Source organism: Planotetraspora phitsanulokensis (assembly GCF_016863295.1).
GTDB classification, from domain to species: domain Bacteria; phylum Actinomycetota; class Actinomycetes; order Streptosporangiales; family Streptosporangiaceae; genus Planotetraspora; species Planotetraspora phitsanulokensis.
Window position 1 is genome coordinate 133731 of record NZ_BOOP01000021.1, and the last position, 22765, is coordinate 156495.

Annotated in this window: 27 protein-coding genes and 1 pseudogene; 15 read left to right on the forward strand and 13 right to left on the reverse strand. The window is 67.9% G+C overall.

Going from position 1 to position 22765, the window contains the following annotated elements; genetic code table 11:
• Positions 1 to 45: 45 nt before the first annotated feature.
• Positions 46 to 459, reverse strand: a complete 414-nt coding sequence (locus tag Pph01_RS23045) for a cytidine deaminase family protein (RefSeq protein ID WP_204075226.1) — start codon at positions 457 to 459, stop codon at positions 46 to 48.
• Between Pph01_RS23045 and Pph01_RS23050 the strand changes: the two genes are divergently transcribed.
• The 5 genes from Pph01_RS23050 (at position 452) to Pph01_RS23070 (ending at position 3533) form a co-directional block, all read left to right on the forward strand.
• A complete protein-coding gene (locus tag Pph01_RS23050; protein WP_204075227.1) occupies positions 452 to 889 on the forward strand; it encodes a hypothetical protein in 438 nt (145 codons plus the stop codon). The two genes, Pph01_RS23045 and Pph01_RS23050, sit on opposite strands and share 8 nt — an antisense overlap.
• On the forward strand, positions 886 to 1719 hold the full coding sequence (locus tag Pph01_RS23055; protein WP_204075228.1) for an alpha/beta fold hydrolase: 834 nt from the start codon (positions 886 to 888) through the stop codon (positions 1717 to 1719). Before Pph01_RS23050 ends, Pph01_RS23055 begins: the two co-directional genes overlap by 4 nt.
• A complete protein-coding gene (locus Pph01_RS23060; protein WP_204075229.1) occupies positions 1712 to 2278 on the forward strand; it encodes a TetR/AcrR family transcriptional regulator in 567 nt (188 codons plus the stop codon). Before Pph01_RS23055 ends, Pph01_RS23060 begins: the two co-directional genes overlap by 8 nt.
• A gap of 29 nt (positions 2279 to 2307) precedes the next feature.
• Complete coding sequence (locus tag Pph01_RS23065) at positions 2308 to 2775, forward strand: DUF4260 domain-containing protein (protein WP_204075230.1); 468 nt, start codon at positions 2308 to 2310, stop codon at positions 2773 to 2775.
• Positions 2776 to 2981: 206 nt separating this feature from the next.
• Positions 2982 to 3533, forward strand: a complete 552-nt coding sequence (locus Pph01_RS23070; protein ID WP_204075231.1) for a GNAT family N-acetyltransferase — start codon at positions 2982 to 2984, stop codon at positions 3531 to 3533.
• A 356-nt stretch (positions 3534 to 3889) separates the two neighbouring features.
• On the opposite strand, the gene Pph01_RS23075 is transcribed toward Pph01_RS23070, so the two are convergent.
• Both Pph01_RS23075 and Pph01_RS23080 read right to left on the reverse strand, forming a co-directional pair.
• Positions 3890 to 4609 carry a VOC family protein gene (locus tag Pph01_RS23075; RefSeq protein ID WP_204075232.1) on the reverse strand — a complete coding sequence of 240 codons (720 nt, stop codon included), beginning with the start codon at positions 4607 to 4609 and terminating at the stop codon, positions 3890 to 3892.
• A 184-nt stretch (positions 4610 to 4793) separates the two neighbouring features.
• Positions 4794 to 5585: a helix-turn-helix domain-containing protein gene (locus Pph01_RS23080; protein ID WP_204075233.1), complete on the reverse strand. Its 792-nt coding sequence runs from the start codon at positions 5583 to 5585 to the stop codon at positions 4794 to 4796.
• A gap of 205 nt (positions 5586 to 5790) precedes the next feature.
• Between Pph01_RS23080 and Pph01_RS23085 the strand changes: the two genes are divergently transcribed.
• On the forward strand, positions 5791 to 6741 hold the full coding sequence (locus tag Pph01_RS23085) for a patatin-like phospholipase family protein (protein ID WP_204075234.1): 951 nt from the start codon (positions 5791 to 5793) through the stop codon (positions 6739 to 6741).
• A gap of 121 nt (positions 6742 to 6862) precedes the next feature.
• Here Pph01_RS23085 and Pph01_RS23090 read toward each other — a convergent pair whose 3' ends face one another.
• On the reverse strand, positions 6863 to 7525 hold the full coding sequence (locus Pph01_RS23090) for a TetR/AcrR family transcriptional regulator (RefSeq protein ID WP_239116939.1): 663 nt from the start codon (positions 7523 to 7525) through the stop codon (positions 6863 to 6865).
• 166 nt (positions 7526 to 7691) lie between these two features.
• Between Pph01_RS23090 and Pph01_RS23095 the strand changes: the two genes are divergently transcribed.
• Positions 7692 to 8657, forward strand: coding sequence for a zinc-dependent alcohol dehydrogenase family protein (locus Pph01_RS23095; protein WP_204075235.1), 966 nt, complete (start codon positions 7692 to 7694; stop codon positions 8655 to 8657).
• Positions 8658 to 8670: 13 nt separating this feature from the next.
• Here the strand turns inward: Pph01_RS23095 and Pph01_RS23100 are convergent, their stop codons facing one another.
• The 5 genes from Pph01_RS23100 to Pph01_RS23120 form a co-directional block, all read right to left on the reverse strand.
• Positions 8671 to 9588 carry an aminoglycoside phosphotransferase family protein gene (locus tag Pph01_RS23100; RefSeq protein ID WP_204075236.1) on the reverse strand — a complete coding sequence of 306 codons (918 nt, stop codon included), beginning with the start codon at positions 9586 to 9588 and terminating at the stop codon, positions 8671 to 8673.
• Between the two features lie 134 nt (positions 9589 to 9722).
• Positions 9723 to 10826: a GlxA family transcriptional regulator gene (locus Pph01_RS23105; protein ID WP_239116940.1), complete on the reverse strand. Its 1104-nt coding sequence runs from the start codon at positions 10824 to 10826 to the stop codon at positions 9723 to 9725.
• Positions 10823 to 11689 carry an alpha/beta fold hydrolase gene (locus tag Pph01_RS23110; protein WP_204075237.1) on the reverse strand — a complete coding sequence of 289 codons (867 nt, stop codon included), beginning with the start codon at positions 11687 to 11689 and terminating at the stop codon, positions 10823 to 10825. Before Pph01_RS23110 ends, Pph01_RS23105 begins: the two co-directional genes overlap by 4 nt.
• A 399-nt stretch (positions 11690 to 12088) precedes the next feature.
• Positions 12089 to 12997, reverse strand: a complete 909-nt coding sequence (locus Pph01_RS23115) for a helix-turn-helix domain-containing protein (RefSeq protein ID WP_204075238.1) — start codon at positions 12995 to 12997, stop codon at positions 12089 to 12091.
• Entirely contained in the window at positions 12994 to 13758 is a 765-nt protein-coding gene (locus Pph01_RS23120; protein WP_204075239.1) for a phytanoyl-CoA dioxygenase family protein, read from the reverse strand. The genes Pph01_RS23115 and Pph01_RS23120 overlap by 4 nt, the downstream gene beginning before the upstream one ends.
• A 241-nt stretch (positions 13759 to 13999) precedes the next feature.
• On the opposite strand from Pph01_RS23120, the gene Pph01_RS23125 reads away from it, so the two are divergent.
• Entirely contained in the window at positions 14000 to 14161 is a 162-nt protein-coding gene (locus Pph01_RS23125) for a hypothetical protein (protein ID WP_204075240.1), read from the forward strand.
• Here Pph01_RS23125 and Pph01_RS23130 read toward each other — a convergent pair.
• The 3 genes and pseudogenes from Pph01_RS23130 to Pph01_RS23140 form a co-directional block, all read right to left on the reverse strand.
• Complete coding sequence (locus tag Pph01_RS23130; protein WP_204075241.1) at positions 14126 to 15337, reverse strand: RNA polymerase sigma factor; 1212 nt, start codon at positions 15335 to 15337, stop codon at positions 14126 to 14128. The genes Pph01_RS23125 and Pph01_RS23130 overlap by 36 nt on opposite strands.
• Positions 15337 to 15752, reverse strand: a pseudogene (locus Pph01_RS23135) (YciI family protein). The gene Pph01_RS23130 and the pseudogene Pph01_RS23135 overlap by 1 nt, the downstream one beginning before the upstream one ends.
• A 439-nt stretch (positions 15753 to 16191) precedes the next feature.
• Positions 16192 to 16731 carry a DUF1062 domain-containing protein gene (locus Pph01_RS23140; protein ID WP_239116941.1) on the reverse strand — a complete coding sequence of 180 codons (540 nt, stop codon included), beginning with the start codon at positions 16729 to 16731 and terminating at the stop codon, positions 16192 to 16194.
• Between the two features lie 285 nt (positions 16732 to 17016).
• Here Pph01_RS23140 and Pph01_RS23145 point away from each other — a divergent pair, with 285 nt between their 5' ends.
• The 5 genes from Pph01_RS23145 to Pph01_RS43405 all read left to right on the forward strand — a co-directional run bounded on the left by Pph01_RS23145 (position 17017) and on the right by Pph01_RS43405 (position 20341).
• Entirely contained in the window at positions 17017 to 17346 is a 330-nt protein-coding gene (locus Pph01_RS23145; protein ID WP_204075244.1) for an alpha/beta fold hydrolase, read from the forward strand.
• 207 nt (positions 17347 to 17553) lie between these two features.
• Positions 17554 to 18066: an isochorismatase family protein gene (locus tag Pph01_RS23150; RefSeq protein WP_204075245.1), complete on the forward strand. Its 513-nt coding sequence runs from the start codon at positions 17554 to 17556 to the stop codon at positions 18064 to 18066.
• Between the two features lie 110 nt (positions 18067 to 18176).
• Positions 18177 to 19061, forward strand: a complete 885-nt coding sequence (locus tag Pph01_RS23155; RefSeq protein ID WP_204075246.1) for a phosphotransferase family protein — start codon at positions 18177 to 18179, stop codon at positions 19059 to 19061.
• A gap of 333 nt (positions 19062 to 19394) precedes the next feature.
• Complete coding sequence (locus tag Pph01_RS23160) at positions 19395 to 19790, forward strand: VOC family protein (RefSeq protein WP_204075247.1); 396 nt, start codon at positions 19395 to 19397, stop codon at positions 19788 to 19790.
• A 260-nt stretch (positions 19791 to 20050) separates the two neighbouring features.
• Positions 20051 to 20341, forward strand: a complete 291-nt coding sequence (locus Pph01_RS43405) for a UTRA domain-containing protein (protein WP_275412862.1) — start codon at positions 20051 to 20053, stop codon at positions 20339 to 20341.
• Between the two features lie 73 nt (positions 20342 to 20414).
• Here the strand turns inward: Pph01_RS43405 and Pph01_RS23170 are convergent, their stop codons facing one another.
• Positions 20415 to 20774, reverse strand: coding sequence for a winged helix-turn-helix transcriptional regulator (locus tag Pph01_RS23170; RefSeq protein ID WP_239116942.1), 360 nt, complete (start codon positions 20772 to 20774; stop codon positions 20415 to 20417).
• 140 nt (positions 20775 to 20914) lie between these two features.
• Between Pph01_RS23170 and Pph01_RS23175 the strand changes: the two genes are divergently transcribed.
• Positions 20915 to 21784 (forward strand): NAD(P)-dependent oxidoreductase, encoded by an 870-nt coding sequence (locus tag Pph01_RS23175; protein WP_204075249.1) that lies wholly within the window; start codon positions 20915 to 20917, stop codon positions 21782 to 21784.
• Positions 21781 to 22689 carry an NAD(P)-dependent oxidoreductase gene (locus Pph01_RS23180; RefSeq protein ID WP_204075250.1) on the forward strand — a complete coding sequence of 303 codons (909 nt, stop codon included), beginning with the start codon at positions 21781 to 21783 and terminating at the stop codon, positions 22687 to 22689. Before Pph01_RS23175 ends, Pph01_RS23180 begins: the two co-directional genes overlap by 4 nt.
• Positions 22690 to 22765 lie beyond the last annotated feature (76 nt).

The window sequence follows — 22765 nt, forward strand, 5'->3', positions numbered from 1 at the left end:
CCCTGTTGTCGGCTGACGGTGTCAGCCCGTGCTGAGTGGCGCGGTTTACTCGGCGTCGAGCTGGTGGTCGGCCCAGACGTAGCTTTCGGGTAGCAAATCGGTGATGAGGACCGTTCGGGTGCGGTCGTCATTGCCGACGATGACCTTGAGGTCGGGGAAGTAGTCGAGAAGGACCTGACGGCAGCGGCCGCATGGGGGGACGATGCCTCGGTCGCGGTCGCCCACGGCGACGATCGTGTTCAGCTCGTAGGCGCCCTGGGCGGCTGCCGTGCCGATGAGGACCAGTTCGGCGCAGGGTCCTCCCGTGAAGTGGTAGGCGTTCACCGCGGTGATGATCCGGCCGTCCTGGGCACGGGCTGCGGCTGCCACGGTGTGGTTGTCACCCCGGCAGCGAGTGCGAGCGACATGTGCTGCGGCCTGAATGAGTTCGTGGTCGACGTGGTGGGTCTGCGTGGTCATCTTCTCTGCCTTCGTCAGCTGTCAGGCGATGGTGGCGAGTGACGACGGTGATGATCCGCCACTCATCGAACTAATCTGGCACGCGAGTAGCCCCAAAGAGATCAAGGCTCTAATGGGAATCGTGTCCCTGACCTGGGTCTTTGCTCGTGGAGCGGGTGACGGGATGCGTCCCGCGGTCGAGTGGCGGACCCGGTCGGGAACCGGCCCGAACGCGCTCGCGGGCTCGGCCGAGGCGGCCCGCTTCGGCTTCGAGACCATGCCGCAGACCCAAGGCGTGCACGAGTACGTGGTGGCCGAGGCGCTCGACGCGAGCGGCACCGCGCGGGGCGCCTCTGTGTCGATCCCGGTGCACGTCAGATCGACGTTGACAGGCTTGGCTAATTGGATTAGCTTAAAGCTAACGAAGTTAGCCAATTGGAGATTGCAATGACCGAGTACCTGACCATCGACGGTGGCACCCTCGCCTACGAGGTGACCGGCGATTCCGGGCCGCTCCTCGTGCTCGCCCACGGCATTGGCGACAGCCGCGAGGCATACCGCTTCGCCGCACCGGCCCTGGCGGCGGCCGGATACCGGGTCGCCGCCGTGGACCTGCGGGGCTGCGGTGAGTCCAGCGTGGGGTGGGCGTCCTATACGCGTACGGACATCGCGGATGACCTGATCGCCCTGGTGAACCACCTGGGTGGCCCGGCGGTGCTGGTCGGCCACTCCTTCTCAGGCGGCGCCGCCACGATCGCCGCGGCGAAGGCCCCGTCGCTGATCACCGCGGTGGTCGAGCTGGCGCCCTTCACCCGCAAACAGCAGATCTCGCTCGGCGACCTGCGGGTGACCCGCTATCGTCGCGGCACGTTCCGCTTGCTCGGCACCGGCCTGTTCGGCAGCGTCCGGCTCTGGAAGAAGTACCTGGACATCGCGTACCCCGGGCCGAAGCCGGCGGACTGGAACGCGCGCCTCGACCGGATCGAAGCGATGATGCGCGAGCCGGGCCGGATGAAGGCTCTGCAGATGATGGGCCGGTCCGCTCCCGTGGACGCCGACGCCCAACTGGGCAACGTCCGGTGCCCGGTGCTGGTCGTGGAAGGCACGCTCGACCCCGACTGGGCCTCGCCGCAGGCCGAGGGCGAGGCGATCGTGGCCGCGCTGCCGTCCGGTCTGGGGCGCCTTGAAATGATTCCCGGCGCGGGGCACTACCCGCACGTCCAATTCCCCTCACAGGTGGTCACCATGGTGCAGTCGTTCCTGGGCTCCGTCCGTGCCTAGGGCCGGCCTGGACGCGGCGGCGGTCGTCGCGGCCGGCGCGGCGCTCGCCGACGAGGTCGGCTTCGCGGGCCTGACCATGGGTCTGCTGGCCGAGCGGGTCGGTGTGCGGACGCCGTCCCTCTACAAACACATCGACTCCCTGGAGGCGCTCCGGCACGGCATCTCCGTCCAGGCCAAACGCGAACTCGGGAACACACTGGCCCGGGCAGCCGCCGGCCGGTCCGGCCCGGACGCGGTCCACGCCATCGCCGACGCCTACCGCCGCTGGGCCCTCGACCACCCCGGGCGCTACGTCGCCACCGTCCGTGCACCCGCAGCCGATGACGAGGAAGACCGCAGCGCCAGCGACGAGGCCTTGCAGATCCTCCTTGACGTCCTCTCCGGTTTCGGACTGAGCGACGCCCGCGCCATCGACGCCGCCCGCACGCTGCGTTCGGCGCTTCACGGCTTCGTCAGCCTCGAAAGCGCCGGTGGCTTCGGACTGCCCCGCGAGGTCTCCCGCAGCTACCGCTTCCTCGTCGACACCCTGATCGCCGGCCTGCGGTCCGACCAGCCCTGACCACTCCACGCCCCCGAAGAAGGACCGCCATGACCGCCGCCGACCCACTCCTGGGGACCACGAAGCCGCCCGCTGACGCGAAGACCCCAGCCCTGGCCTCGCCCGACGCCACCTCTGGAACGCCGGGCGTGGTCAATGGCCGACCACTGACCTGGCTGCGGATCGAAGGTCTGGCCGTCGCAGGAGCCGCTCTCGTCATCTTCGCCACCACCGGGCATTCCTGGTGGCTGATCCCGGCGCTGGTCCTCGTCCCCGACCTGTCCTGGCTCGCCTACCTCGCAGGCCGGCAGGTGGGCGCCTGGACCTACAACCTCACGCACACTGCGCCACTGCCGCTGGCACTGCTCGCCGCGGGAGCCGGATGGCACATCGGCGCGCTCACCGTCGCCGGTGCCGTCGGCTTGCTCCACCTCGGCCTCGACCGCCTCATGAAGTACGGCGTCAAGTACGACCACAGCTTCGGCATGACGCACCTGGGCGTGCACGGCGGCCACTGAACGACCGGCTCGGCACCGGCCGCTCTCTGCGGGCGGACCATGGGCAACACCACCCGACGAAACACGAACTCCGTACAGACCTCTCGCCTGCCCCGGTCGATGGGGCGGCGGGTGCAGGGATAAATGCCTTGCCGTCGATGGTGTGGCCCCGTGTATGGTCGCGCGGCAAAGCGTCACAAGGCGCGTTTGTCCAGTGAGGAGTGTGCGTGACCACCTTCGATGTTCCCGTTCGGTTGGAGACCGAGCGCCTTGTGGTACGGCCACACAAACCAGTCGATCATGACCAGGTAGCCGCGCTCGTCATGAACGGGGATGCGTCTAGTGCCCTTCCGCCGGGCTGTCCCTCTGCTGTTGAGGAAGTCAAGGAGTGGCTCGCTGACGGCGTTCATGGATTGCGACGCTCCGGCAAGGGCGTGCAGCTAGCGATCTTCACCAAGGACGGCGAACTGGTCGGCGGGATCAGCCTGCATGGAACCGACTGGAACACCGGGATCACTCAAGTGGGCTACGGCGTGGGTCCCAAGTCTCGCGGACAGGGCATCGCACCCGAGGCGGTTCGCGCGGTTACGCGTTGGGCTTTCTCACTGGGCCTCCATCGGGTGGAGCTACGCACCACTCTCGAGAATGAGGCGTCCCAGCGTGTCGCGGCCAAGGCCGGATTCACCTACGAGGGCACGTTGCGACAGGCGCAGCGCGGACATGACGGCATGCACGATCTGCTCGTATTCAGTTTTCTCGCGGACGAAGTCGTCGCTTGATCCCGTGCCCGGCGCGAGGGCACTGACGCACGGGCAGAGTGGACGGCACCAACCCGGAGAGCACCGGAGGCGCCGTGCCGCGATTGGAGCCGGCGGCCCGAGCGACCTGGCGCGGTGTGCCGATGGCCGACGAGTTGGTTCGGTACGGCGCGGTGTACCTACGGCGATGCCCTGCGTGGCGCTCGCGCTGCGACCGGCTCCCAGGTCGCAGCGCAGCGCGGGGACGCTGACGCAGAGCCAGCACGCGGTCCGGGGCCGCGGACAAGGCGATCACGGATGCGATCGACAAGCACATCAGCAGGTCTGACGATGACGAGGGCGGGTCGACAGTCGGTCGTCGGTCGCGACGTCGCCGGTCACCAGGTGAAGCAGAACGGCTTGCCGAACGGGTCGGCGTAGACCCGCCAGTTGTCGCCCTCGCCGAGCAGCCTCGTCGCGCCGATGGCCAGGGCCGCCCGCTCCGCCGCGTCGATCTCGGACTCGTCGACCAGCAGGTCGAGGTGGGCCTGCTGCGGGTGGGCCGGATCCGGCCACTGCGGCGCGCGGTAGTCCTCGATCTGCTGGAACAGGATCGGCTGCCGGCCGTCCTCGCCGATCATCGCGACCCCCATGTCCGCGTCCAGGAACGTCACCGGCTTACCGGTCAGCTTGAAGTAGAAGTCGCTGGCCGCCGCCGCGTCGGGCACGTCCAGCATCACGCCCATCAGTGTGGTGTTCGGGTCGTCCTCCTTGAGGCACAGGTCGAACGGGTGCCCGGCCGGATCGGCGAGCGTGTGCCACCGCTCGTTGCGGCGCAGCAGGGAGGCGCCGAGATCGACGGCGCGGTCGGCTGCCGTGTCGATGTCCGGTACGCGCAGGTCGAGGTGGGCCTGCTGCGGTGCGGTCGGGTCGGGCCACCGCGGCGGCACGTGGTCCGGAGCGAGTTGGAACGCGATGCGCCAACCGTCGTCGGTCAGCATCGTGATCCATTCCTCTTCTTCGTATGACTGCTTCCAGCCAGCCAGCGCGGCGTAGAAGTCGGCCAGCGCCTTGATGTCCCTGGCGTCGAACGCGACCGTCTTCAGCTTCGCGATCATGTTTGCCCCCTCGTCCGGTAACCCGCCCCATCCTCGCGCACGGGTCCGACATCCGCCGGGAATGCCGGCTGGCCACTGGAGCCTGCTCCGGAATCAGGGCGGCGGGCGCCGTGGCGCTCGCCGTACACAGCGCCCGGGTGCCGACAAGGAGTGCAGGCTCGTGGGCGTTCGCCTCGAAGTCGACTCAAGCGTGGCGGCGCAGGATGGTCTCGGTTTGCTCGTCGGCAGGAAAGAACAGCTCGATTGACAGGTCGGACAGGGTGACGTCCATCGGGGTCCCGAATGTGCTCAGGACGGTGAACATCGACACTTCCTCGCCGTCGAGCTCCAGCCGCCATGACAAGACCGGGTCGTCCGCTTCGTCTGGAAAAAGGCTGCTCCACGTGTGGCGTTCCGGGATTGCGGGCCAGGTCGCGATCTCGTCGGCGAGTGCCGCAAGGCAGGGGTCTTGGGTCCGCACCACGGCCCGGTCGAGCCGGCGCAGCAGGTAGGCGGACCATTGCGGGAAGTTTCTGGTACGGCCGGCGAGTCCGGCGGGGTGCAGGGCCATACGGAAAACGTTGGCCGGCACGCCGAGCACTTCCTCGGAGATGCCGGAGACCAGTCGGCGCGCAGCGTGGTTGCTGAGCTGCACATTCCACTGCCTGTCGATTGCGATGCCGGGGAACGGGTCGTGCGTGTCCAGCAGGGCCTGCAACGAGGCCCGGACCCGGGAAAGAGCCGACTCGGTCAGGGGCGTTTCCGGATAGCGGGGAGCGTATCCGGCCGCCAGAAGCCAGTCGTTCCGCTCCCGCAGCGGCAGATCCAGATGCTGGGCGATCTTCATCAGCACGTCGGGACTCGGCTTCGACTTGCCCAGCTCGACGAAGCTCAGGTGGCGGGGCGAGATGCCGATCTCATGCGCCAGATCCATCTGGCTACGCCGGGCCAGTCCCCGTTGCCGGCGGATCAGGTGACCGACGTTCGTAGGTGTCACGAGACGTCACGATAGCCGGGGCGGCACGCGCCAGAACGAGTACCTGCCAGGTAGTCGCATCCGTGTCCACCAAGCGCGCAGGATGGCGACGTTCCCTCAAGTCGTGAAAGGAACCGAGAATGCCGCTCCTCGTCACCACGGATGGAACCCGACTCTCACTGCTCGCCGCCGATCTCGGCGTCACACAAGAAAAGAAGGTGGAACGGTGACCGCCACTGTCCTTCAGTTGCTACGTGACCGCAAGCAACAAGGAAGTGCTCCCGGAAATCGCAGCGACGACGCGCGCCTGGTACTACTGGTCGAAGGCGGAAGCTCTCGTGGTGCGTACTCGAGCGGTATGACGATTGCCATCGAACAACTGGGGCTGTTGCCGATGTTCGATGCCGTCTACGGCAGTTCCGCGGGAGCGCTGAACGCAGCGTGGCTGCTGTGTGGTCGCGCAGAAAGCAGCATGCACGCATGGTGGGATCCGATCATCATGCGGACGACCATCGACCCAAGGCGCGCACTGCTCCGGCGGCCGGTCGTGGACACTCGTTTCCTCGTCCACACCGTGTACACCGAGATCTTGCCGATGGGGTTTCAGGAGATCCTCGACAGCACCGTTGAATTCCACCCGATCGCCACAGACGCCCTCACAGGCCAGGCCGTCGATCTGCACGAGCAGATCCGTGACCAAGCAAGCTTGCAGGCCGCACTCCGCGCGTCGAGTGCGATGCCACTTCTCGCAGGCGAGCCGATCGAGATCGACGGGCGGCCGTTCGTCGACGCCGGGGTGAGCGAGGCGATCCCCGTACGGACGGCACTGGCTCAGAGGGCCACGCACGTCGTCGCGCTTCGCACTCGACGTATTGACGAGACCGCGTCGGCTCCGTCCCGAGGCGAACGCCTGTTGTTGTCGCGATGGTTCGCCCGGCGCGCACCAGGAGCCCGCGAGACATGGCTGCGCCGCGAGGCCATCAGAGCGGAGGAAGAGGGGCTTCTGGCGTCGCACCCCGCGACCTTGCAGATCCGCCCGCCGATGGGCAGCGCGAAGATCGGCCGTACCGAACGGCGCCCAGACTTGCTCCGCGCAGCCGTCGACACAGGTCGGCAGGCGGCGTTGAACGAACTGCGCTGCGTCGAAGACGCCTCTATGAGGTTCGCCCCGAGGTGACATCGATCCCCGAGGACGCCCGCATGCTCGACACAGCGCTTGGCACCGGCAAGACCGTGGCCTTGCCCCGCGGCCGGCTCGCCTACACCGAGCGCGGCTCCTCGGTCATGGACGCCAACGATCACAGATGGGCTTGATCCGGATTCCACCCTTGGTGCTCTGCTGCCTGCAGGCGTGGAGCCGGCGGCAGCGGCGCAGGCGCTCCCGTCTCTGGTACGGCACGGAACGCCTCGATCACGTAGGCGGCGAAGCGGCGGGAGGCAGTGAGCCGGGCGGCACGCGGCGCGTCTTGGACACCCCGGTGGGCCATGAGCATCAGCATCAGGTCGTCGATGACGAAGCCGGGGCGCAGTTGTCCGGTTTTCTGGGCGCGGCGGGCCAGTTCGGCGACCGCGCGCAGGGTCCGCTCTCGGTCGGCTGTGAAATCCATGGCCTCGGGGAATGCCGTCATGAAGGCGTCGGCGAAGCCCCGGCTGTAGGCGTGGAGTTCGAAGATCCGCTCGACCAGGCTCCCGAATCCGTGCCACGGGTCGGAGTCCGCGAGCGCGTCGCGGACGAGGGCGTGGCAGGCTCGCCGTTGCTCGGCGAAGGTTTCCACGATCAGGTCACGCTTGGTCGGGAAGTGCCGGTACAGCGTGGCAGGGCCGACGTCGGCGTGCCGGGCGACCTCGCGCATGGGCGCACTCAGGCCCTCCTCGCCGAACACAGCGCGGGCAGCGTCCAGGATGCGGGCTCGGTTGTCGCGGGCGTCGGAGCGCACAGTGTGAGGCAAACGAGCGGTCATTGCTTCTCACTTTAGCTAAGCGGACGGATGCGTCCGTTACGGTCCGATGGCGGTGGCGCCGCCCCGTCCCGGCACTTCGCCGGTGATGTCTCGGCTGTGGGAGCCGGTTCGCCGCCCACGGCCGTCGCAGCTGTGACCCGTCCCTCCACGGACCCGAGGAGTGCAAATGAAAGCCGTCTTGATCAGGACATTCGGAAACCCCGACGGTCTGGAGGTGGTCGACCTGCCCGTGCCCGTTCCTGCCGCCGGGCAGGTGCGGATTGCCACGGAGGCGATCGGGGTAGGCGGCGTGGACGCCGTGATTCGCCGGGGAACCCTCGCTGCCTACGGCTTCCGGGAGGGCCATCTCCTCGGCAGCGAGGTCGCGGGAAGCGTCACCGCCGTGGGAGACGGCGTGGACGCCTCGTGGATAGGTCGGCGGGTGTGGGCGTTCACCGGTCTGTCCGGTGGGTACGCCGAGCAGGCCGTCGCCGCGGTTCAGGACGTCCTTCCGCTGCCCGACGGCCTGACCGGCGCCGACGCGGTGACTCTCGGCGGCTCCGGCGTGGTCGCCCACTTCGCCCTCGACCGCGCTCGTTTCGCGCCCGGCGAGGCGGTTCTCGTGCGCGGTGCGGCGGGGAGCATCGGGATCACGGCGGTCCAGCTCGCAGCCAGGGGCGGCGCGGGCGCGGTGGTGGTGACCACCTCATCGGCGGAGCGCGGCGCCCGCCTGAGGGACCTGGGCGCGACTCATGTCCTCGACCGCTCCGGCGAGGGCGGCGGCTCGGACGCACCGTCGGGCTTCGACGTGGTCATCGATGTGGTGGGCGGTCCCCAGCTTCCCCTTTTGCTGGACAGGTTGAACGCCAACGGGCGGTTCGTGGCCGTCGGCGTAGTCGGCGGGCAGCCGCCGGCGGACTTCGGCATGCGACTGATGGATGCCTTCCGCAAGTCGCTGTCGTTCGCCACCTTCAGCTCCGATAGCGTGCCCGCCCCCGACAGGCAGGCCGTGCGGTCGTCCCAGTTCGCGGATGCCGTACATGGGGACCTGCGCACGGTCGTGCACGAAGTGCTGCCGCTGGACCAGGCGGTGCTGGCCCACCGGAAGATGGATGCGGGTGAGGTGTTCGGCCGGGTCGTGCTGGCCCCCTGAATCGAGCGGTTGATCAGCGATGGGCGGTTGCGATGAGGCGTCGCAGTGTGGCGTGGGCGGGTGGGCCCCACGTGGCCTTGCCGCCTGGGCGGCCGCGGACGCCGGCTTCTCCGATATGGATGCCGCCGAGGGCGCGGCGTACCGCCCATCCGCGGGCGCGGCGCAGGGTCGCGGCGTCCGGGGCCGGCTGGTAGGTGTCATAAAAGCGGTCGGCGGCGCCGTCCGGCAGCAGGCTCCAGGCGGCGGCGAGGTCGCCGGCCGGATCGCCCGCGAAGAGGTCGCCGAAGTCGATCACGCCGCAGATGGTGCCGTCCGCGGTGAGGACGTTGGCCGGATGCAGGTCGCCGTGGAGCCATAGCGCCGGGCCGGCCCAGTCCGGCGCGGCGACGGCGTCGTCCCAGACCGCGCGGACGGCGTCCGGGTCGGGGATCAACCCCATCTCGGTGGCCGACGCGAGCCCCTTGACGAACCCCTCGGAGTAGTCGGCCAGCGGCCCTCCGCGGTCCCGGCCAGCAGGCGCCTGATCGGGGGCGGGTTGGTGCAAAGCCGTCAGGAAGGCGGCCAGGACGTCGGCCGCCTCGGCAGCGCGCGTCACGGGGGCGCGGTCGGCAGGCTCCCCCGGCACCCACGTGGTGACGATCCAGGGTCGTGGAAACAGAGCGGAGGGCTCGCCGAGACGCTGCGGGACCGGAACCGGCAGAGGAAGGCGCGGGGCGAGGACGGGCAGCCAGGTGTGCTCTTTACGCAGCAGCGCGTCCGCAGACTGCGTCGCCCAGGGCAACCGGACGGCGAGGTCGTCACCGAGCCGCCAGAGCTGGTTGTCCCAGCCACGTGCGCCGAGCCGCAACGGGCGATCGGCCAGGTCGGGGTGCTGGTCGCGCAGCAGATCCCGGACGAGCTCCGCGCTGATCTCGATCTCGGTGTGGGTCATGCGGAGCAACGGTAGCCGGATGGCGGCCGCCCATTCCGGTTGCCGGAGAGGGAACCAGTTCGTGAAAGGCGTGCGCCGAGCAGCCCTTCCTGCTCCGGGCCATGGGAATCAGAGCACTCGATATTGCGCCGTGGTCAGGTCGAGGCGTTGTTCGAGAAGTGTTGCCGATATCGCTCCGGGGTGGTGGTCAGGTGCCGGGCGAAGACCCGGTGCAGTGTCTCGCCGTGTTTGTAGCCGACCGTCCTGGCGATGACGCCGACGGTCAGGTCCGTCGTCTCCAGCAGGCGGCGGGCCGCTTCGACACGCAGGCTTTCCACGAAGGCGCCCGGGGTGCTGCCGGTTTCGGCGCGGAAGGCACGGGCGAAGCTCCGCTCGCTCATTCCCGCCCGTCGTGCCAGCACGGCCACGCTCAGATCTTCTCCCAGGTGGTCGGGCAGCCATTGCTGTACAGCCCGGATCGCTGGGGTCCGTGCGGGCTGCGCACGCAGTTGGGTACTGAACTGTGCCTGGCCCCCGGGCCTTCGCGTGAAGACGACGAACCAGCGGGCGATCAACTGTGCCACCTCGGTGCCGTGGTCGTCCTCGACCAGGGCCAGCGCGAGATCGATGCCGGCGGTCACCCCCGCCGAGGTCCACCGGTTCCGGTCGCGCACATAGATCCGGTCCGGTTCGACGAGCACGCGTGGGAAACGCTCGGCGAGCAGCCGGGTCGACTGCCAATGTGTCGTCGCACGGTAGCCGTCGAGCAGCCCGGCCGCGGCCAGGAGCAGTGAGCCTGCGCAGACCGAGGCCACGCGGCGCGACCGCCGAGCGAGTGCCGGAAGCTCCCGGACCACCTCGGCGGACACCGTCGGGTCGAAGACCCCGTTGCCGCCGATCACGATCATCGTGTCGATCTCGTCGTTGCCGGACGCCATCTCCCGCAGTGAGTGCTCGACCTGCACCGTCAGGCCATTGTCGACGGTGACGACACCGGCACGCGGCGACGCCGTCACCAGACGGTAGACCGTGGTTCCGGTCGCGGTGTTCGCCGCACCGAAGATGTCCATCGGGCCGGCCAGCTCGATCAGCTGAATGCCGTCGTAGACCACGAGGACAACGGTGCGAAGCGCTGGCATGTCCCTATTTTGGTGGTTATCAAGGGCTTTGCCGTAATCCGGCATGACTGTCGCACGCGTGTGATCGTGGTGGAACAGCTCACCCGGTGAATCACGAGACCGGTAGGCCGGGCCGATCACCCAACCTGCCGCACCGGCTTACCGGCATGATTCCGCAGGAAGGGAATGATCAATTCGGCGACTTGATCGCCGAACTGCGAGTGTGGGTAGTGCCCGCCGTCGACGACGGCGACCCGGCCGATGCCGGGAGGCATGGCCGCGACGATCGCCTCGCCTTCGGCCACCGGGTCAGGGAAGTCCGGGTCCTCGGAGCCCATGATCACTAGCGCGGGACACCGTACCCCAGGCAGATGCGCCTCGGCGTCGGCCGGAGTGGTCTTGCCGGTCTTCATGAACTCCTCCCATCGGCCGGGCTGTCGGAGTGCCGTCATCAGGCCGTCGATATGACGACGGCACTCATCCGGCTTGCCGGGATAGGCGACATCGAGGTAGCTGCGCCACGACCTCGGGGACTTCAACAGCAGCGTCCCCATCAACCGCGTCACACCCCGGCGGTACCGCCGAACAGTGAACAACGCGCCGACATCCAGCCGCTGGGACTTGGTGACCGGGTTGATCTCCACGATCGCGGTGACGAGTTCCGGCGCCTGAGCCGCGGCGATGGTGGCGGCGCCGCCGGACAACGAGTGCCCGACGATCACCGCGGGTCCGCCGAAGTACCGGATGACCCCGAGCAGGTCACCGGCGACATCGGTGCGGCCGATGGCGGCCTTCCCGGTCACCGACGGCCAGTCGAGGCTGGACTCTCCGTGCCCGCGCATGTCCACGTTCACCACGCGGTAGCCCGCGGCGGCCAGCAACGGTACGAGATGGCGATAGTCGTGCCGCCCGCTACCAATGCCATGCGAGAGCACCACCAATGGGCCATCACCGATCACATCGCAGGCGATCCGCCCGCCGTCGAGAGTCACAAACTCGGTCATCTGCCGTACCTTCCTGGCGCTCCATCAGCCGCGACATCCGCGACACGTCGATTGAACGCCGGAGGACCCCCGACGGGACAACCGCGGGCAGGATCGGTCAGACAGACAGCCGCTCCAGTCAGAGGCTGACCCGAACGGCATGCCGGCCACGTCGCGGGCCTGACCACGAGGTCGAGACAGGGGTGTTCACAAGTAGGCCTGGTCAGGCATCGAGGCGCCGACGGGTGTCATCTATTGGAACCGGTACGGCGGTGCGGCCTGCTTGCATGCGGCTTTGGACACCATCACTGAACTGCCCGAACCGGCTTAGCGTGCGATCCGGTTTCGTTGCGGGCCCAACCCCCTACCCAATGATCCGTCGGCACCCCGTGGGTAGGCGCCGGCCCGCTTTGGAGATCGCTACAGGTGCAGGGTTCCGCTGCGGGCGCGGTGCTCAAGCGGTGAGTGTCCGTGCAGGCGGCGGAAAGCCGTGCTGAAGGCGCGGACGTCGGGATAGCCGCACGCCCTGGCCACCTCCGTCACCGTGGGACCCGTGTCCAGCAGCAGGGCGGCGGCCAGCTCGAGCCGCATCCTGCGCAGGGTCGCCATCAGGGACGCGCCTGTCTGCTCGCGAAACAGCCGCTCGGCGTGCCGTTCGGACAGGTGGACGGTGGCGGCCACATCCCTGACCCTGACCGGCCGGCACAGGTTGTCGGCGAGGTGCCGCCGCATCGCCGCCACCACCACCTGGGACGGCCGGTCCCTGGGAGGCGGCTCGACCTGCAGGTCGTCCTCGTTCGCGAACGCCCTGGCGGTGTCCACTACCAGCGCGGCGCCGAGACCGGCCAGGCCGGCGTCGTACCCGGACCGCACCGGGTCGGCGTACCCGGCGAGTGCGGTGACGACCTCGGCCAGCGAGCCGGTACGGCGCGACACCACGGGACCGGCGGGGTCGGTGAGGCCGGACCACCAGCCACGCTCGTCCGGACCCGGAGCCTCCCGGCCGCCCCGCAGAGTGAAGCCCCAGAAGGCGATGCCGAGCGGGTCCTCCCGGCTCGACTCGATCTCGTGCACATCACCCGGCCTGGCCAGGAACACCTCACCGGTGCCGACGTCATGGTGTTCCCCGCCGACGCTGAACCGGCCTGCACCGGTGTAGGCCAGGCAAACCTCGTGGAAGGAGTGCCGGTGCCAGTAGTTGCGCCAGGCGGGCTTGGTGTAGAACCCCCAGCTGACGAAGTCAGCCCTGAACCCTCCGACCTGGCAGGTGTCCAGCAGGCCGGTCAGGTCGGGCAGCCGACCGGCACCGGCCACGTCCGCCAAGCTCAAGCCTGTCTCCTGCCTGTCGGGTCCACTCCCGACAGCATCATGCCCTGCCCCAGTGACGAGTCGTGCGCCTGGATCGCCGGCGGGTCGGCCGGGTCGCGGAACTGCACCAGCCAGGTGGTCCTGGCCTCGTCGCTGACGTTCACACCCGAGCCGTGAACGGTCAGGTAGGAGAAGAACAGCACGTCCCCCGCCTCCGCGGGCAGTGGCATCGCGGCCTCGAACGGTACGTCGGTGAGGTGATGGCCATCCTCGGGGTCGTGCTCCCGCGGCCCCTGGAGGTGGCTGCCCGGCACGACGCGGACGCAGCCCTTGTGCTCCGGCGCGTCGTCCAGGTGGAATATCGCGGCGCCGACCCGATGATGGGTGTGGGGGAAGAAAGGGTGGTCCTGGTGCAGCGGGAACGGCGAGCCGTTCTCCGGCGGTTTCACGAACAGTTTGGTGTGGTGCAGCTGTACGTTCGGCACCCCCAGCACGGCCGCGGCGACGGAGGTGAACCGCTCATCCACCAGCAACCGGGAGAACGCCGCCGCGTAGAACTGCGCGTCATGCAGGTGCTGCAGCCGCGTCGGCGCACCGGCCGCGAGCTCAGCCGCCGAACCCCAGGTCGGGTCCTCGTCTCGGTCCTGCTGCTCGAGCAGGTCATGGGCGACCCGGCGGTACGCCGCCGCCTCATCCCTGGTCAGAAGGCCCTTCACCAGGACGTACCCGTGCTCGGCGTAGTGGCCGGCGAGGGTTCGCAGATCGATCGTGGTCACGGTCATCGCGTCCTCCTGTCGTGATCGAAATCGACACTTCGTGGTCGACATCGACACTAGGAAGCCGGTGCTCGCCGCGACATGCTCACAGCGGACAGCGATGTTCGTAAAACGGACAAGCGATCGGCACCTGCTCCGACCTGCCGAGGCGTCAGGCGGCGGCAAGGTCGAGCACGGGGAGGATCCACCCCGGCCGGACAAAGCACCTGGGCCACGGCCGGTCCCGGACGAGGTCTACGCGCCGATCGTGGGCGAGTTTCTCCCCGGGTTCGCCGCGCTCCCGCCGTCCGCGTTCAGGGATTCGGCCGACGTGGCCGACGCGATCGACGGCATCCGGGCCGCGCTTGAGTCCCGGCCGGCCGAGCTGGAGAAGTCAGCCCAGCGTGGCCGCCTTGCGCAGCAGCACTGAGCGTTCGCGCTGGTTGGCGCACAGCCGGGCCGCCAGCTCCAGCTCGGCGCGCGCCTCCGGTCGCCGTCCGAGCCGGGCCAGCAGTTCACCGCGTACGGTCGGCACCAAATGCGAACCGGGGAGCCGGTCCGAGGCGATCAGCTCGTCCACGATGGCCAGGGCTTGCGCCGGTCCCGAGGCCATGGCCACCGCGACGGCCCGGTTGAGCTCGACCACCGGCGAGGGCGCGACCCGGCCGAGTGCCTCGTAGAGCACCACGATCCGGTCCCAGTCGGTCGCCTCGACCGAGGGCGCCGACGCGTGGGTGGCGGCGATCGCGGCCTGCAGGCCGTAGGCGCCGAGGCCGCGAGTCGATGCCTTGGACAGCGCGGTCAGCCCACGGCGGATCGCCGAGATGTCCCACCGCCGCCGGTCCTGGTCCTCGAGCAGGATCGGCGAGCCGTCCGGGCCGGTCCGGGCCGGGAAGCGCGCGGCCGTCAGCTCGCACAGCGCGAGCAGGCCGTGCACCTCCGGCTCGGCCGGTTGCAGCGCGGCCAGCGTGCGGGCCAGCCGGATCGCCTCGTACGCGACGTCGGGGCGTAGCAGCCGGTCGCCCGACGTGGCCGTCGACCCCTCGGTGAAGATCACGTAGATGACGCTGAGCACGCCGCCCAGCCGCTCCCGGCGCTCGGCGGCCGGCGGCAGCTCGAACGGCACCCCGGCCGCCGCGATCGTCTTCTTGCCCCGGGTGATGCGGGCCTGCACGGTCGGCACGGATACGAGGAACGCGCGGGCGATCTCCTCGCTGGACAGGCCGGCGACCACGCGCAGGGTCAGCGCCACCCGGGCCTCGGGGGAGAGCACCGGGTGGCAGCTGATGAACATCAGCGCCAGCACGTCGTCGATCTTGTCGGGATCGATTTCTTCGTCGACCGCCGAGTCGGCCGCCAGCAGGGCGTATCGGTCATGGAGGGCGGTCCGGCGGCGGATCGCGTCGATCGCCCGCCGCCGGGCCGTGGCCATCAGCCAGCCGGCCGGATTCGCCGGAGAGGCGAGCGGCCACGACACCAGCGCCTCGGCCACCGCCTCCTGGGCCGCGTCCTCGGCCAGCCCGAAATCGCCGGTGAACCGGGTCAGCGCGGCGACGATCCGCGCCGACTCGATCCGCCAGACGGCCTCGACATCGGCCGTACCCATCAGATCTGGCCGTTGCTCTCGTGCCCGGTCCGGTCCTTGATGATCACTCGTCGACCTGCGGGACCTCGTCGCTCTCGGGCACCCGCCGGACCTCGATCTTGGACCCGGGGGCCGCCGGGACCCGCTTGGCCCACTCGACCGCCTCCTGTTTCGAGGCGACATCGAGCAGGAAGAAGCCCCCGAACAGTTCCTTGGTCTCGCCGTACGGCCCGTCCGTGACCACCGGGGTCTCGCCGCTGAAGTCGACCACGACGCCCTGGCCCGGATCGTCCAGCCCTTCCGCCGCGAGGAGAACGCCGGCCTTGACCATCTCCTCGATGAACTGGCGGGTCGTGGCCATCATCTCGTCGATGTCGGCCATCATGGCCGCGTTCGACTCGTCGGTGCCCCGCATGATCAGCAGGTACTTCGGCATCGCGTTCTCCTCGTCCGGCGGGGCCGCCTCTCGGCCCTCGCACCCACACGTCGAACGAGCGGCCCGCGGATCGACACGGCCCCGGAGAAATCTCTCGCTGCGACGCAGCCGATCCCTCCGACCCGCGTTTCGCCCGTCAGAGCGGCCCCTGAGCGATGGCTGACGCGGACGCCCTGCTGATCAGAAAGCTTATGTCGCATCTTTGGAAGGCGGCGATGCTCACACAGATCTGGGGAAAAGCATTCGGGACGCGCTCAGTGATTTCTTTCCGCTACCGGGCTGAAGAGAGCGCGACGGGAATCTGTAGCGGCATTTAGCCCGCGACGCACTCTCGTGCCGCCACCGGGCGTTACAGAGTCGCGGCGACCCCGACTGCCAAGGCAGAACCCGGCACAGCCGTTTTCTGCCTTGGCGGAGAGCATCGCACCGACACCTGGACCTACTGAACCGACCACACCAGGACGAATGAGAAATCCAGTTTCGTCCTGCGGTTCAGCGGGATATCGATCTTTACTCTGCGAGCGATCTCATTGCGGCTGATGCCTAATCCATGAGCGATGAGCCGCTCGGGACGGACTGGCACGGGATCGTCGAAGATGACCGTGATCTGAAGAGGCCACGGATCCTCGGGAACGGGAGGTGCGTGGAGTTCCCAGCACCCGTCCCAATCGAGCGTGAACCGGTTGCGCCGGGCGATCAACGTGTCGAGAAGGGTATCCACGACGAGGGAAGGCGAGTTGGCCGAGTAACCGGCCAGAAGGTCAGCGGGCAGTGAGCGGACCGGGACGCGATCGTGGACGGTGAGCTTGCTGGTCCAGCCACAGGAAACGCAGTTGACCAGGAGCCAGACGTCGAGAAGTTTGCCGTTGGCGTTGATGCGGAATCTGCCGTTGCCGATGGTGGCGCGGCCGGAAGGGCAGGCCACGCACCGGAGGGCGAGCAGAGGCAGGCGGGTGCGCCGCACCGCCCAGGGCAGCACGATATGAGGATGTGAAGACATGATCTCTCTGAAGACCTGACGAAGAGCATGGGAAACAGAGCCGACGGCGTCGTCGGCGACCGATGCGCAGGGAAGTGTCAGGTCTAAAGAGCAGGCGGCGTCATGCGCGCGAAGTCCTCACGTTTGGGGTGAGAACCCAAGCTAGGCGACCACCATCCACAAGATCCACCCGTTTTCCGCGACCGCCGTCAGCAGGAGGGTTCAGGAACTGGATCGGATGTTCGGCCGATGACGAATAGCGCCGAGTCTGTCCGTGGGGGGCTGTTGCACCGTGGGTCTGCTCATACGGGTGGGCAGTGCGACGCCATCCGCGAATACCCCGACGGCTGGGGCCTGGCCTTCCGCCCACAGGACATGGTCACCTCCGTCGGCCAGGTCAACGGCAACCACTGGGACGACTGGCTGGCGACCGACTGCCCCGCCCTGCTCATCCACGGCACCCGAAGCGACACACTCACCGCGGAACACGCCAAGGAGATGGCAGTCCGCCGTCCCAACACCCACCTCGATGAACTCGCGACCGGACACACCGTGCACGAGACCGATCCCGCCGGGTTCGCTGCAACGGTGCGCGCATTCCTCGACACGCTGTGACTTGAGTCAAGGGCAACTGATCTGGCACGCGAGTGAGAAACAGCCTCAAAGAGATCAAGGCCCACTCACCCACGAGTCGTCGGCCTGCCGCGTTCAGCCCGATGCTGCCGCCTCGCCGGCCCGCCACCAAGCGATGGCGATCGTGGTCCAGGTCCAGGTCCAGGTCCACAAGGTCGAAGGCCGACTTCGATCGCTACGATGCCGATCATGGAAAAACTGGATCCCCGCCGCACCGCATTGCTCCTTATCGACCTGATGACACGCATCGTTGAGCAGCCCACGGCACCACATTCCGGACCTACCGTGGTCGCCCGCTCCCTCGCTCTGGCCGACGCAGTGCGAAAGGCGGGCGGTCTGGTCGTCTCCGTGCGGGTCGAGCGGCCAGGCGTTGCGGAGCAGCCACCGGGCAGCGAGCTGGTGGAAGGGGTACTCGGCGACCTGGAGATCGTGAAGCGCACCTGGGGTGCATTCCACAACACCGGGCTGGAGGAGGCGCTGCGTAAGCACACCATCGACACCCTGATCATCACCGGGATCGCCACGAACTTCGGCGTCGAGCAGACCGCGCGTTTCGCCGACGAGTTCGGCTTCAAGGTGATCCTGCCCGAGGACGCTGTCACGGCACTCGACGCGCGCGCCCATGAGTTCGCCTTCGACTACATCTTCCCGCGTATCGCTACCGTCTGTACGACGGCCGAGGTCGTGGCAGCGCTGGACTGAGATAACTGTGAGTCCGCGTGGGACACCGCTGATCACCGGCAATCTGGCACGTGATCTAGTAACGCATCAGGCAGGGTCGCCCACGCACGCCTCAAGAAGGAGCTGTTCTCGTGCCGAGCGAACTCGTGGAATTGGCGCTACGAGAATTTCGCGTGGTCGCCGAGCGATACGACGCGCGGGTCGAGTCCCGGTCCGGCGCCGGTGTCCATGTCGTGCGGACGATCAACGGCGAGGCCGCGTACCTCAAGGCGACTCCGGCCACGCTGGGTGCTCAGGCGCTGGCGGCTGCCCGGCGGGAGCTGCGCTTCTACCGGTACCTCGCACCGACCGCCCCCGTGTGCACCCCACGCCTCCTCAACTTTCTGGACACCGAGGAGGGCGTGGCCGTACTTCTCGCGGCGGCGGGCCAGCCTCAAGACGCCCCGTCATGGACGCCGGGCATGTGGACCAGCCTGGGCAGGCACCTGGCGGCCCTGCACAGCATGCCTCTGCCGACAGCTGGCGACTGGAACCGGCCCGATGCGCTGCTGGAGGCCCTCGCCACCCCGAACCTCACGGAGATCACCGCCTTCTGGGCGGCCCCGCTTCCCCAGCTTTCCGAGCTCATCGCCCGTCGTGCCGAACTCCGGGATCAGATCAGTGCGCTACCGCCGGTCTTCGTCCATGGGGACTGCCACACCGACAACATCGTGTACGCCGCGGGCTCGCCGGTCTTTTGCGACTGGCAGTCGGCCGGAGTCGGCCGGCCTGTCTCCGACCTGGCCTTCCTCAGTGTGCGCGCAACCCCCTCAGGCACGGTCGTGCCCCGGGTGCTGATCGATGCCTACTTGGACCATCGCCCCGGCGACCGCGGCCTTCTGGAACGCGCCCTGGTGGCGGAAGAACTCGCCGTCCTGGTCTTCCTCTGGCCGCCCTACGCCGCGTTCAACAGCCCGACGGGGATCGCTCGCGTCCGCTCCAGGGCACGCGAACTCGCAGAGCGGCACTCCAATTGAGTAACAACCGCTGCGACGCCAGTGAGCGCTCGAAATGGCGTCAGAAAAGATCAATACTCGGGTCGGGAATGCTCCCTGCCTGGGCATTCGTGTGTGGTGCGGCCGACGGGAATTGAACCTGCGCTTGTCAGCTTGGGAATCGGCTAGTGATCTTCCCCCGTGACCTGGAAAACGGGTCTGCAGCTCTGCGATCGTGGAGTGACCGTGAGTCCCCGCTGATCGCCGTTCGATCTGGCACGCATCTGGCACGAAGTCTCGATGTCAAGACACCGCTGACCGCAATGCATCGAGGTCCGAACGTACCGTCCATTGATCTTGTGCCAAGATCGCGGGATGCTGCAACTCACCGATTTCATCATCGACTGCCCGGACACGATGAAGCTGGCGGCCTTCTACTCCGAGGTGACGGGCCGCCCGATCAAGGAAGGCAGCCACGAGAACTGGGCCGGCATCAAGTTCGGTGAGGTCGAGCTGGCCTTCATCCGGGTGGACGACTACCGCGCTCCGCAGTGGCCCGACAGCGAGCACCCCAAGCAGTTCCACCTCGACTTCGAAGTGGACGAGATCGAGTCCGAGCAGCGCCGCGTCCTCGACCTCGGCGCGACGCTGCAGCAGGACTTAATCGGTACCGACGGCTACGGCTGGCGGGTCTACACCGACCCGATCGGCCACCCCTTCTGCCTGTGCCGCAACAAGGGCGTCATCTGGACCGACCAGGGCCTGATCTAGCCCCGGCGTAGCCATGCCGGGCCGGGTGGTCCCGCGAGTGAAGTCACCGCCCCTGCTCCATAAGTCACAAGTTCCTGCCAACCTCCCATCCCGCTTGCCGTCGACCCACTGCGGAGCGGCAGCGGGCCGGCGACGGAGGGGGCAAGCTCGGCTTGACGTGTCCCTGCGCCTTGGCACATTCCATGGTGTTCGTGCTCGCCGCTGCGGTTCCTCCCCGATTTCGCGCCCTGGTCCTCCTCGCAACCTTTCGGCAGTCGGAGATGACAGCGCGGCTCCGCGTTGAGCCTGATGAGATCAGGGTCCGCGGGAGTCTGAAGACAGAGCCTCACATCCAGGGGCGCAACGGTGTCCGCTTTGACCACGTGATCGAGCAGATCACTGCGCGGATGCCGACGGCTGACGAGGCCAAGCGGCTGGGCATGCCCAAGAGCACGCCCGTCCTCGACGTCTGTGCGGCCGTACGGGACCCGGGAAGGTGTCCCTTTGCCGTGCTGGCCGTCGTGCTGCCCGCCGACCGTCACGAGCGAGAAGACGCCTATCCGATCGGCTAGGGAGTGTTGAGAAAGGCCTCTCCACCTACGAGCGTGGGCCCAGATGGATGCGGTGCTCGCTCATATCGGGTGGTCACGCTGACGCCTGCGGCGTTTGGGCGGCGAGGCGTTTGCGTCGCTCGGTGCCCCACGCGCCCAACGGGCGAAGGGCTTCGTTGAGTGACCTGCCGTACTCGGTCAGGGAGTACTCGACCCTGGGCGGGACTTCACGGAATACCTCGCGGTGGATCAGCCCGTCTTCCTCCATCTCCCGCAGGTGCTGAATGAGCATCTTTTCGCTGACGCCGGGCAGGCCGCGTCTGAGCTCGCCGAAACGGCGGGTGCCGTGGTTGTTCAACTCCCAGAGGATCAGCGACTTCCACTTCCCCGACACCACGTCCATGGCGGCGTCGATGCCACAGATGTATGGGCCGCGCCGTGCGCTGGATGTCATCCAATCCTCCTAAATTCTAATACTTACAAATTAGTAAGTATTGCACAAATTAGTGAGTACTTGTCGATTGGAATGTACTCGCGGAGGATGACGAGCGGCGCGCCAACCAGACCCAACGCATGAAGCGAAGGAAGATCCGAATGAACACCAGAACCACGTTCCTGGGATTGGGAGCGATGGGCACCGCGCTGGCGGCTGCGGCACTCGACGCCGGCCACTCGATCACCATCTGGAACCGCACGCCGCATCGATCACAGGCCCTCGGAGAGAGCGGCGCCACCGTTGCTGACACGGTCAAAGAGGCGGTCGCAGGCGACGGAGTGATCGTCGCCTGCCTGTTCGACCACCGGTCGGTGCATGACGTACTGGATCCGGCCACCGCTGGCCTCTCCGGGCGTACCGTGATCAACCTGACCACCACGACGCCGAAACAGGCTCGCGAGCTCGCCTTGTGGGCCGCCGAGCGCGGCATCACCTACCTCGACGGCGCGATCATGGCCGTCCCGCAGATGATTGGCAGTCCTGGTTCAGCGATCCTTTACAGCGGCTCGGCCACCGCCTTCGAGGAGCACCGGGCACTGCTCGACCTCTGGGGTGAGAGCAGCTACTTCGGGTCCGACGCCGGCATGGCCTCGCTCTACGACATGGCGCTTCTCGCCGGCATGTACACGATGTTCGCCGGCTTCATGCACGGCGCGGCGATGGTCGGCTCGGAGGGTGTGTCGGCAACGGAGTTCGCGACATGGGCGACTCCGTTTCTCGCCGCCATGACCGGGGGGCTCGCTGGTTTCGCCGCCGTCATCGACGCCAAGGACTATGCGGGCGAGGGCCAACAGAGCCTGGAGTTCACCGAAACCGCTCTCGCCGCTTTGACACGGGCGAGCATCGACCAAAGCGTCAACGTCGAAGTGCTCAAGCCTGTGCACGACATCGTTCGCCGGCAGATCGCCGCTGGGTTCGGCAAGCAAGGAACCGCCCGCATCTTCGAGGACCTGAGGAGCACCCGATGAGCAGCACCAGCCGTCTCGCTCCCGTGACGGTAATCGGCCTCGGCCCGATGGGTAGGGCGATGGCCGCCACCCTGATGAAGGCCGGGCATCCCGTTACCGTGTGGAACCGTACGCCGAGCCGCGCCGACGAACTCGTCGCAGAGGGCGCCCAGCGGGCGGTCACACCCGCGGCCGCGGTTGCTGCCGGCGAGCTGACCATCCTCAGCCTCACTGACTACCAGGCGATGTACGACATCCTCGGCCCGGTTGTGGAAGACCCGCAGCAGGCCGGTGTCCTAGGGGGCAAGGTCCTCGTCAACCTCAGCTCGGACACGCCTGATGCCTCCCGCGAGGCGGCGGCCTGGGCCGCCAAACACGGCGCAAGCTTCGTGACGGGTGGCGTGATGGTGCCCGCTCCCGCGGTCGGCACACCACACGCTTACGTGTTCTACAGCGGGCCCAAGGAGGTGTTCGACGTGCACGAACCGGTGCTGAGGATGATCGGCAAGCCGCGATACCTCGGTCACGATCCGGGACTGGCCCAGCTCTTCTACCAAGCCAACCTCGACGTGTTCCTCACCGCACTGTCGAGTCTGCTCCACGCCACGGCGCTCATCACCGCGGCCGGCGTGCCGGCGGCGAAGTTTCTGCCCGGTGCCCTGACAACGCTTACCGGTATCCCGGCAATGATCGGCGACGGGCTGGAGCTGGCCCGCCGGCTGGAGGCGGCCGACCACCCGGGCGAGCTCAGCACGGCGGCAATGATGGGTGCCACGGCGGACCACATTCTGCGGACCAGTAAGACGGTCGGCATCGACGTCGAACTGCCGAACGCGGTTAAGTCGCACTACGACCGCGCGATCGCCGCAGGTCACGGCAGCAAGAACTGGACAGCCCTCTACGAAGTGATCAAGTCGCGGAGCTGACGGAGACACGTAGGACTCGTTTCGCTGAATCACTTACGATCCGTGTCGGATGTGTCCGCCGTCGGGGAAAGGCCCG

Excerpts from the sequence above, each read along its gene's own strand:
- Pph01_RS23150 (WP_204075245.1), top strand. The coding sequence starts at position 17,554 with ATGGAAAAACTGGATCCCCGCCGCACCGCATTGCTCCTTATCGACCTG.
- Pph01_RS23090 (WP_239116939.1), bottom strand. The coding sequence starts at position 7,525 with ATGACCGCTCGTTTGCCTCACACTGTGCGCTCCGACGCCCGCGACAAC.
- Pph01_RS43405 (WP_275412862.1), top strand. The coding sequence starts at position 20,051 with ATGACAGCGCGGCTCCGCGTTGAGCCTGATGAGATCAGGGTCCGCGGG.
- Pph01_RS23175 (WP_204075249.1), top strand. The coding sequence starts at position 20,915 with ATGAACACCAGAACCACGTTCCTGGGATTGGGAGCGATGGGCACCGCG.
- Pph01_RS23120 (WP_204075239.1), bottom strand. The coding sequence starts at position 13,758 with ATGACCGTGACCACGATCGATCTGCGAACCCTCGCCGGCCACTACGCC.
- Pph01_RS23160 (WP_204075247.1), top strand. The coding sequence starts at position 19,395 with ATGCTGCAACTCACCGATTTCATCATCGACTGCCCGGACACGATGAAG.
- Pph01_RS23045 (WP_204075226.1), bottom strand. The coding sequence starts at position 459 with ATGACCACGCAGACCCACCACGTCGACCACGAACTCATTCAGGCCGCA.
- Pph01_RS23100 (WP_204075236.1), bottom strand. The coding sequence starts at position 9,588 with ATGACCCACACCGAGATCGAGATCAGCGCGGAGCTCGTCCGGGATCTG.
- Pph01_RS23170 (WP_239116942.1), bottom strand. The coding sequence starts at position 20,774 with ATGACATCCAGCGCACGGCGCGGCCCATACATCTGTGGCATCGACGCC.
- Pph01_RS23075 (WP_204075232.1), bottom strand. The coding sequence starts at position 4,609 with ATGATCGCGAAGCTGAAGACGGTCGCGTTCGACGCCAGGGACATCAAG.
- Pph01_RS23095 (WP_204075235.1), top strand. The coding sequence starts at position 7,692 with ATGAAAGCCGTCTTGATCAGGACATTCGGAAACCCCGACGGTCTGGAG.
- Pph01_RS23110 (WP_204075237.1), bottom strand. The coding sequence starts at position 11,689 with ATGACCGAGTTTGTGACTCTCGACGGCGGGCGGATCGCCTGCGATGTG.
- Pph01_RS23130 (WP_204075241.1), bottom strand. The coding sequence starts at position 15,337 with ATGGGTACGGCCGATGTCGAGGCCGTCTGGCGGATCGAGTCGGCGCGG.
- Pph01_RS23180 (WP_204075250.1), top strand. The coding sequence starts at position 21,781 with ATGAGCAGCACCAGCCGTCTCGCTCCCGTGACGGTAATCGGCCTCGGC.
- Pph01_RS23055 (WP_204075228.1), top strand. The coding sequence starts at position 886 with ATGACCGAGTACCTGACCATCGACGGTGGCACCCTCGCCTACGAGGTG.
- Pph01_RS23065 (WP_204075230.1), top strand. The coding sequence starts at position 2,308 with ATGACCGCCGCCGACCCACTCCTGGGGACCACGAAGCCGCCCGCTGAC.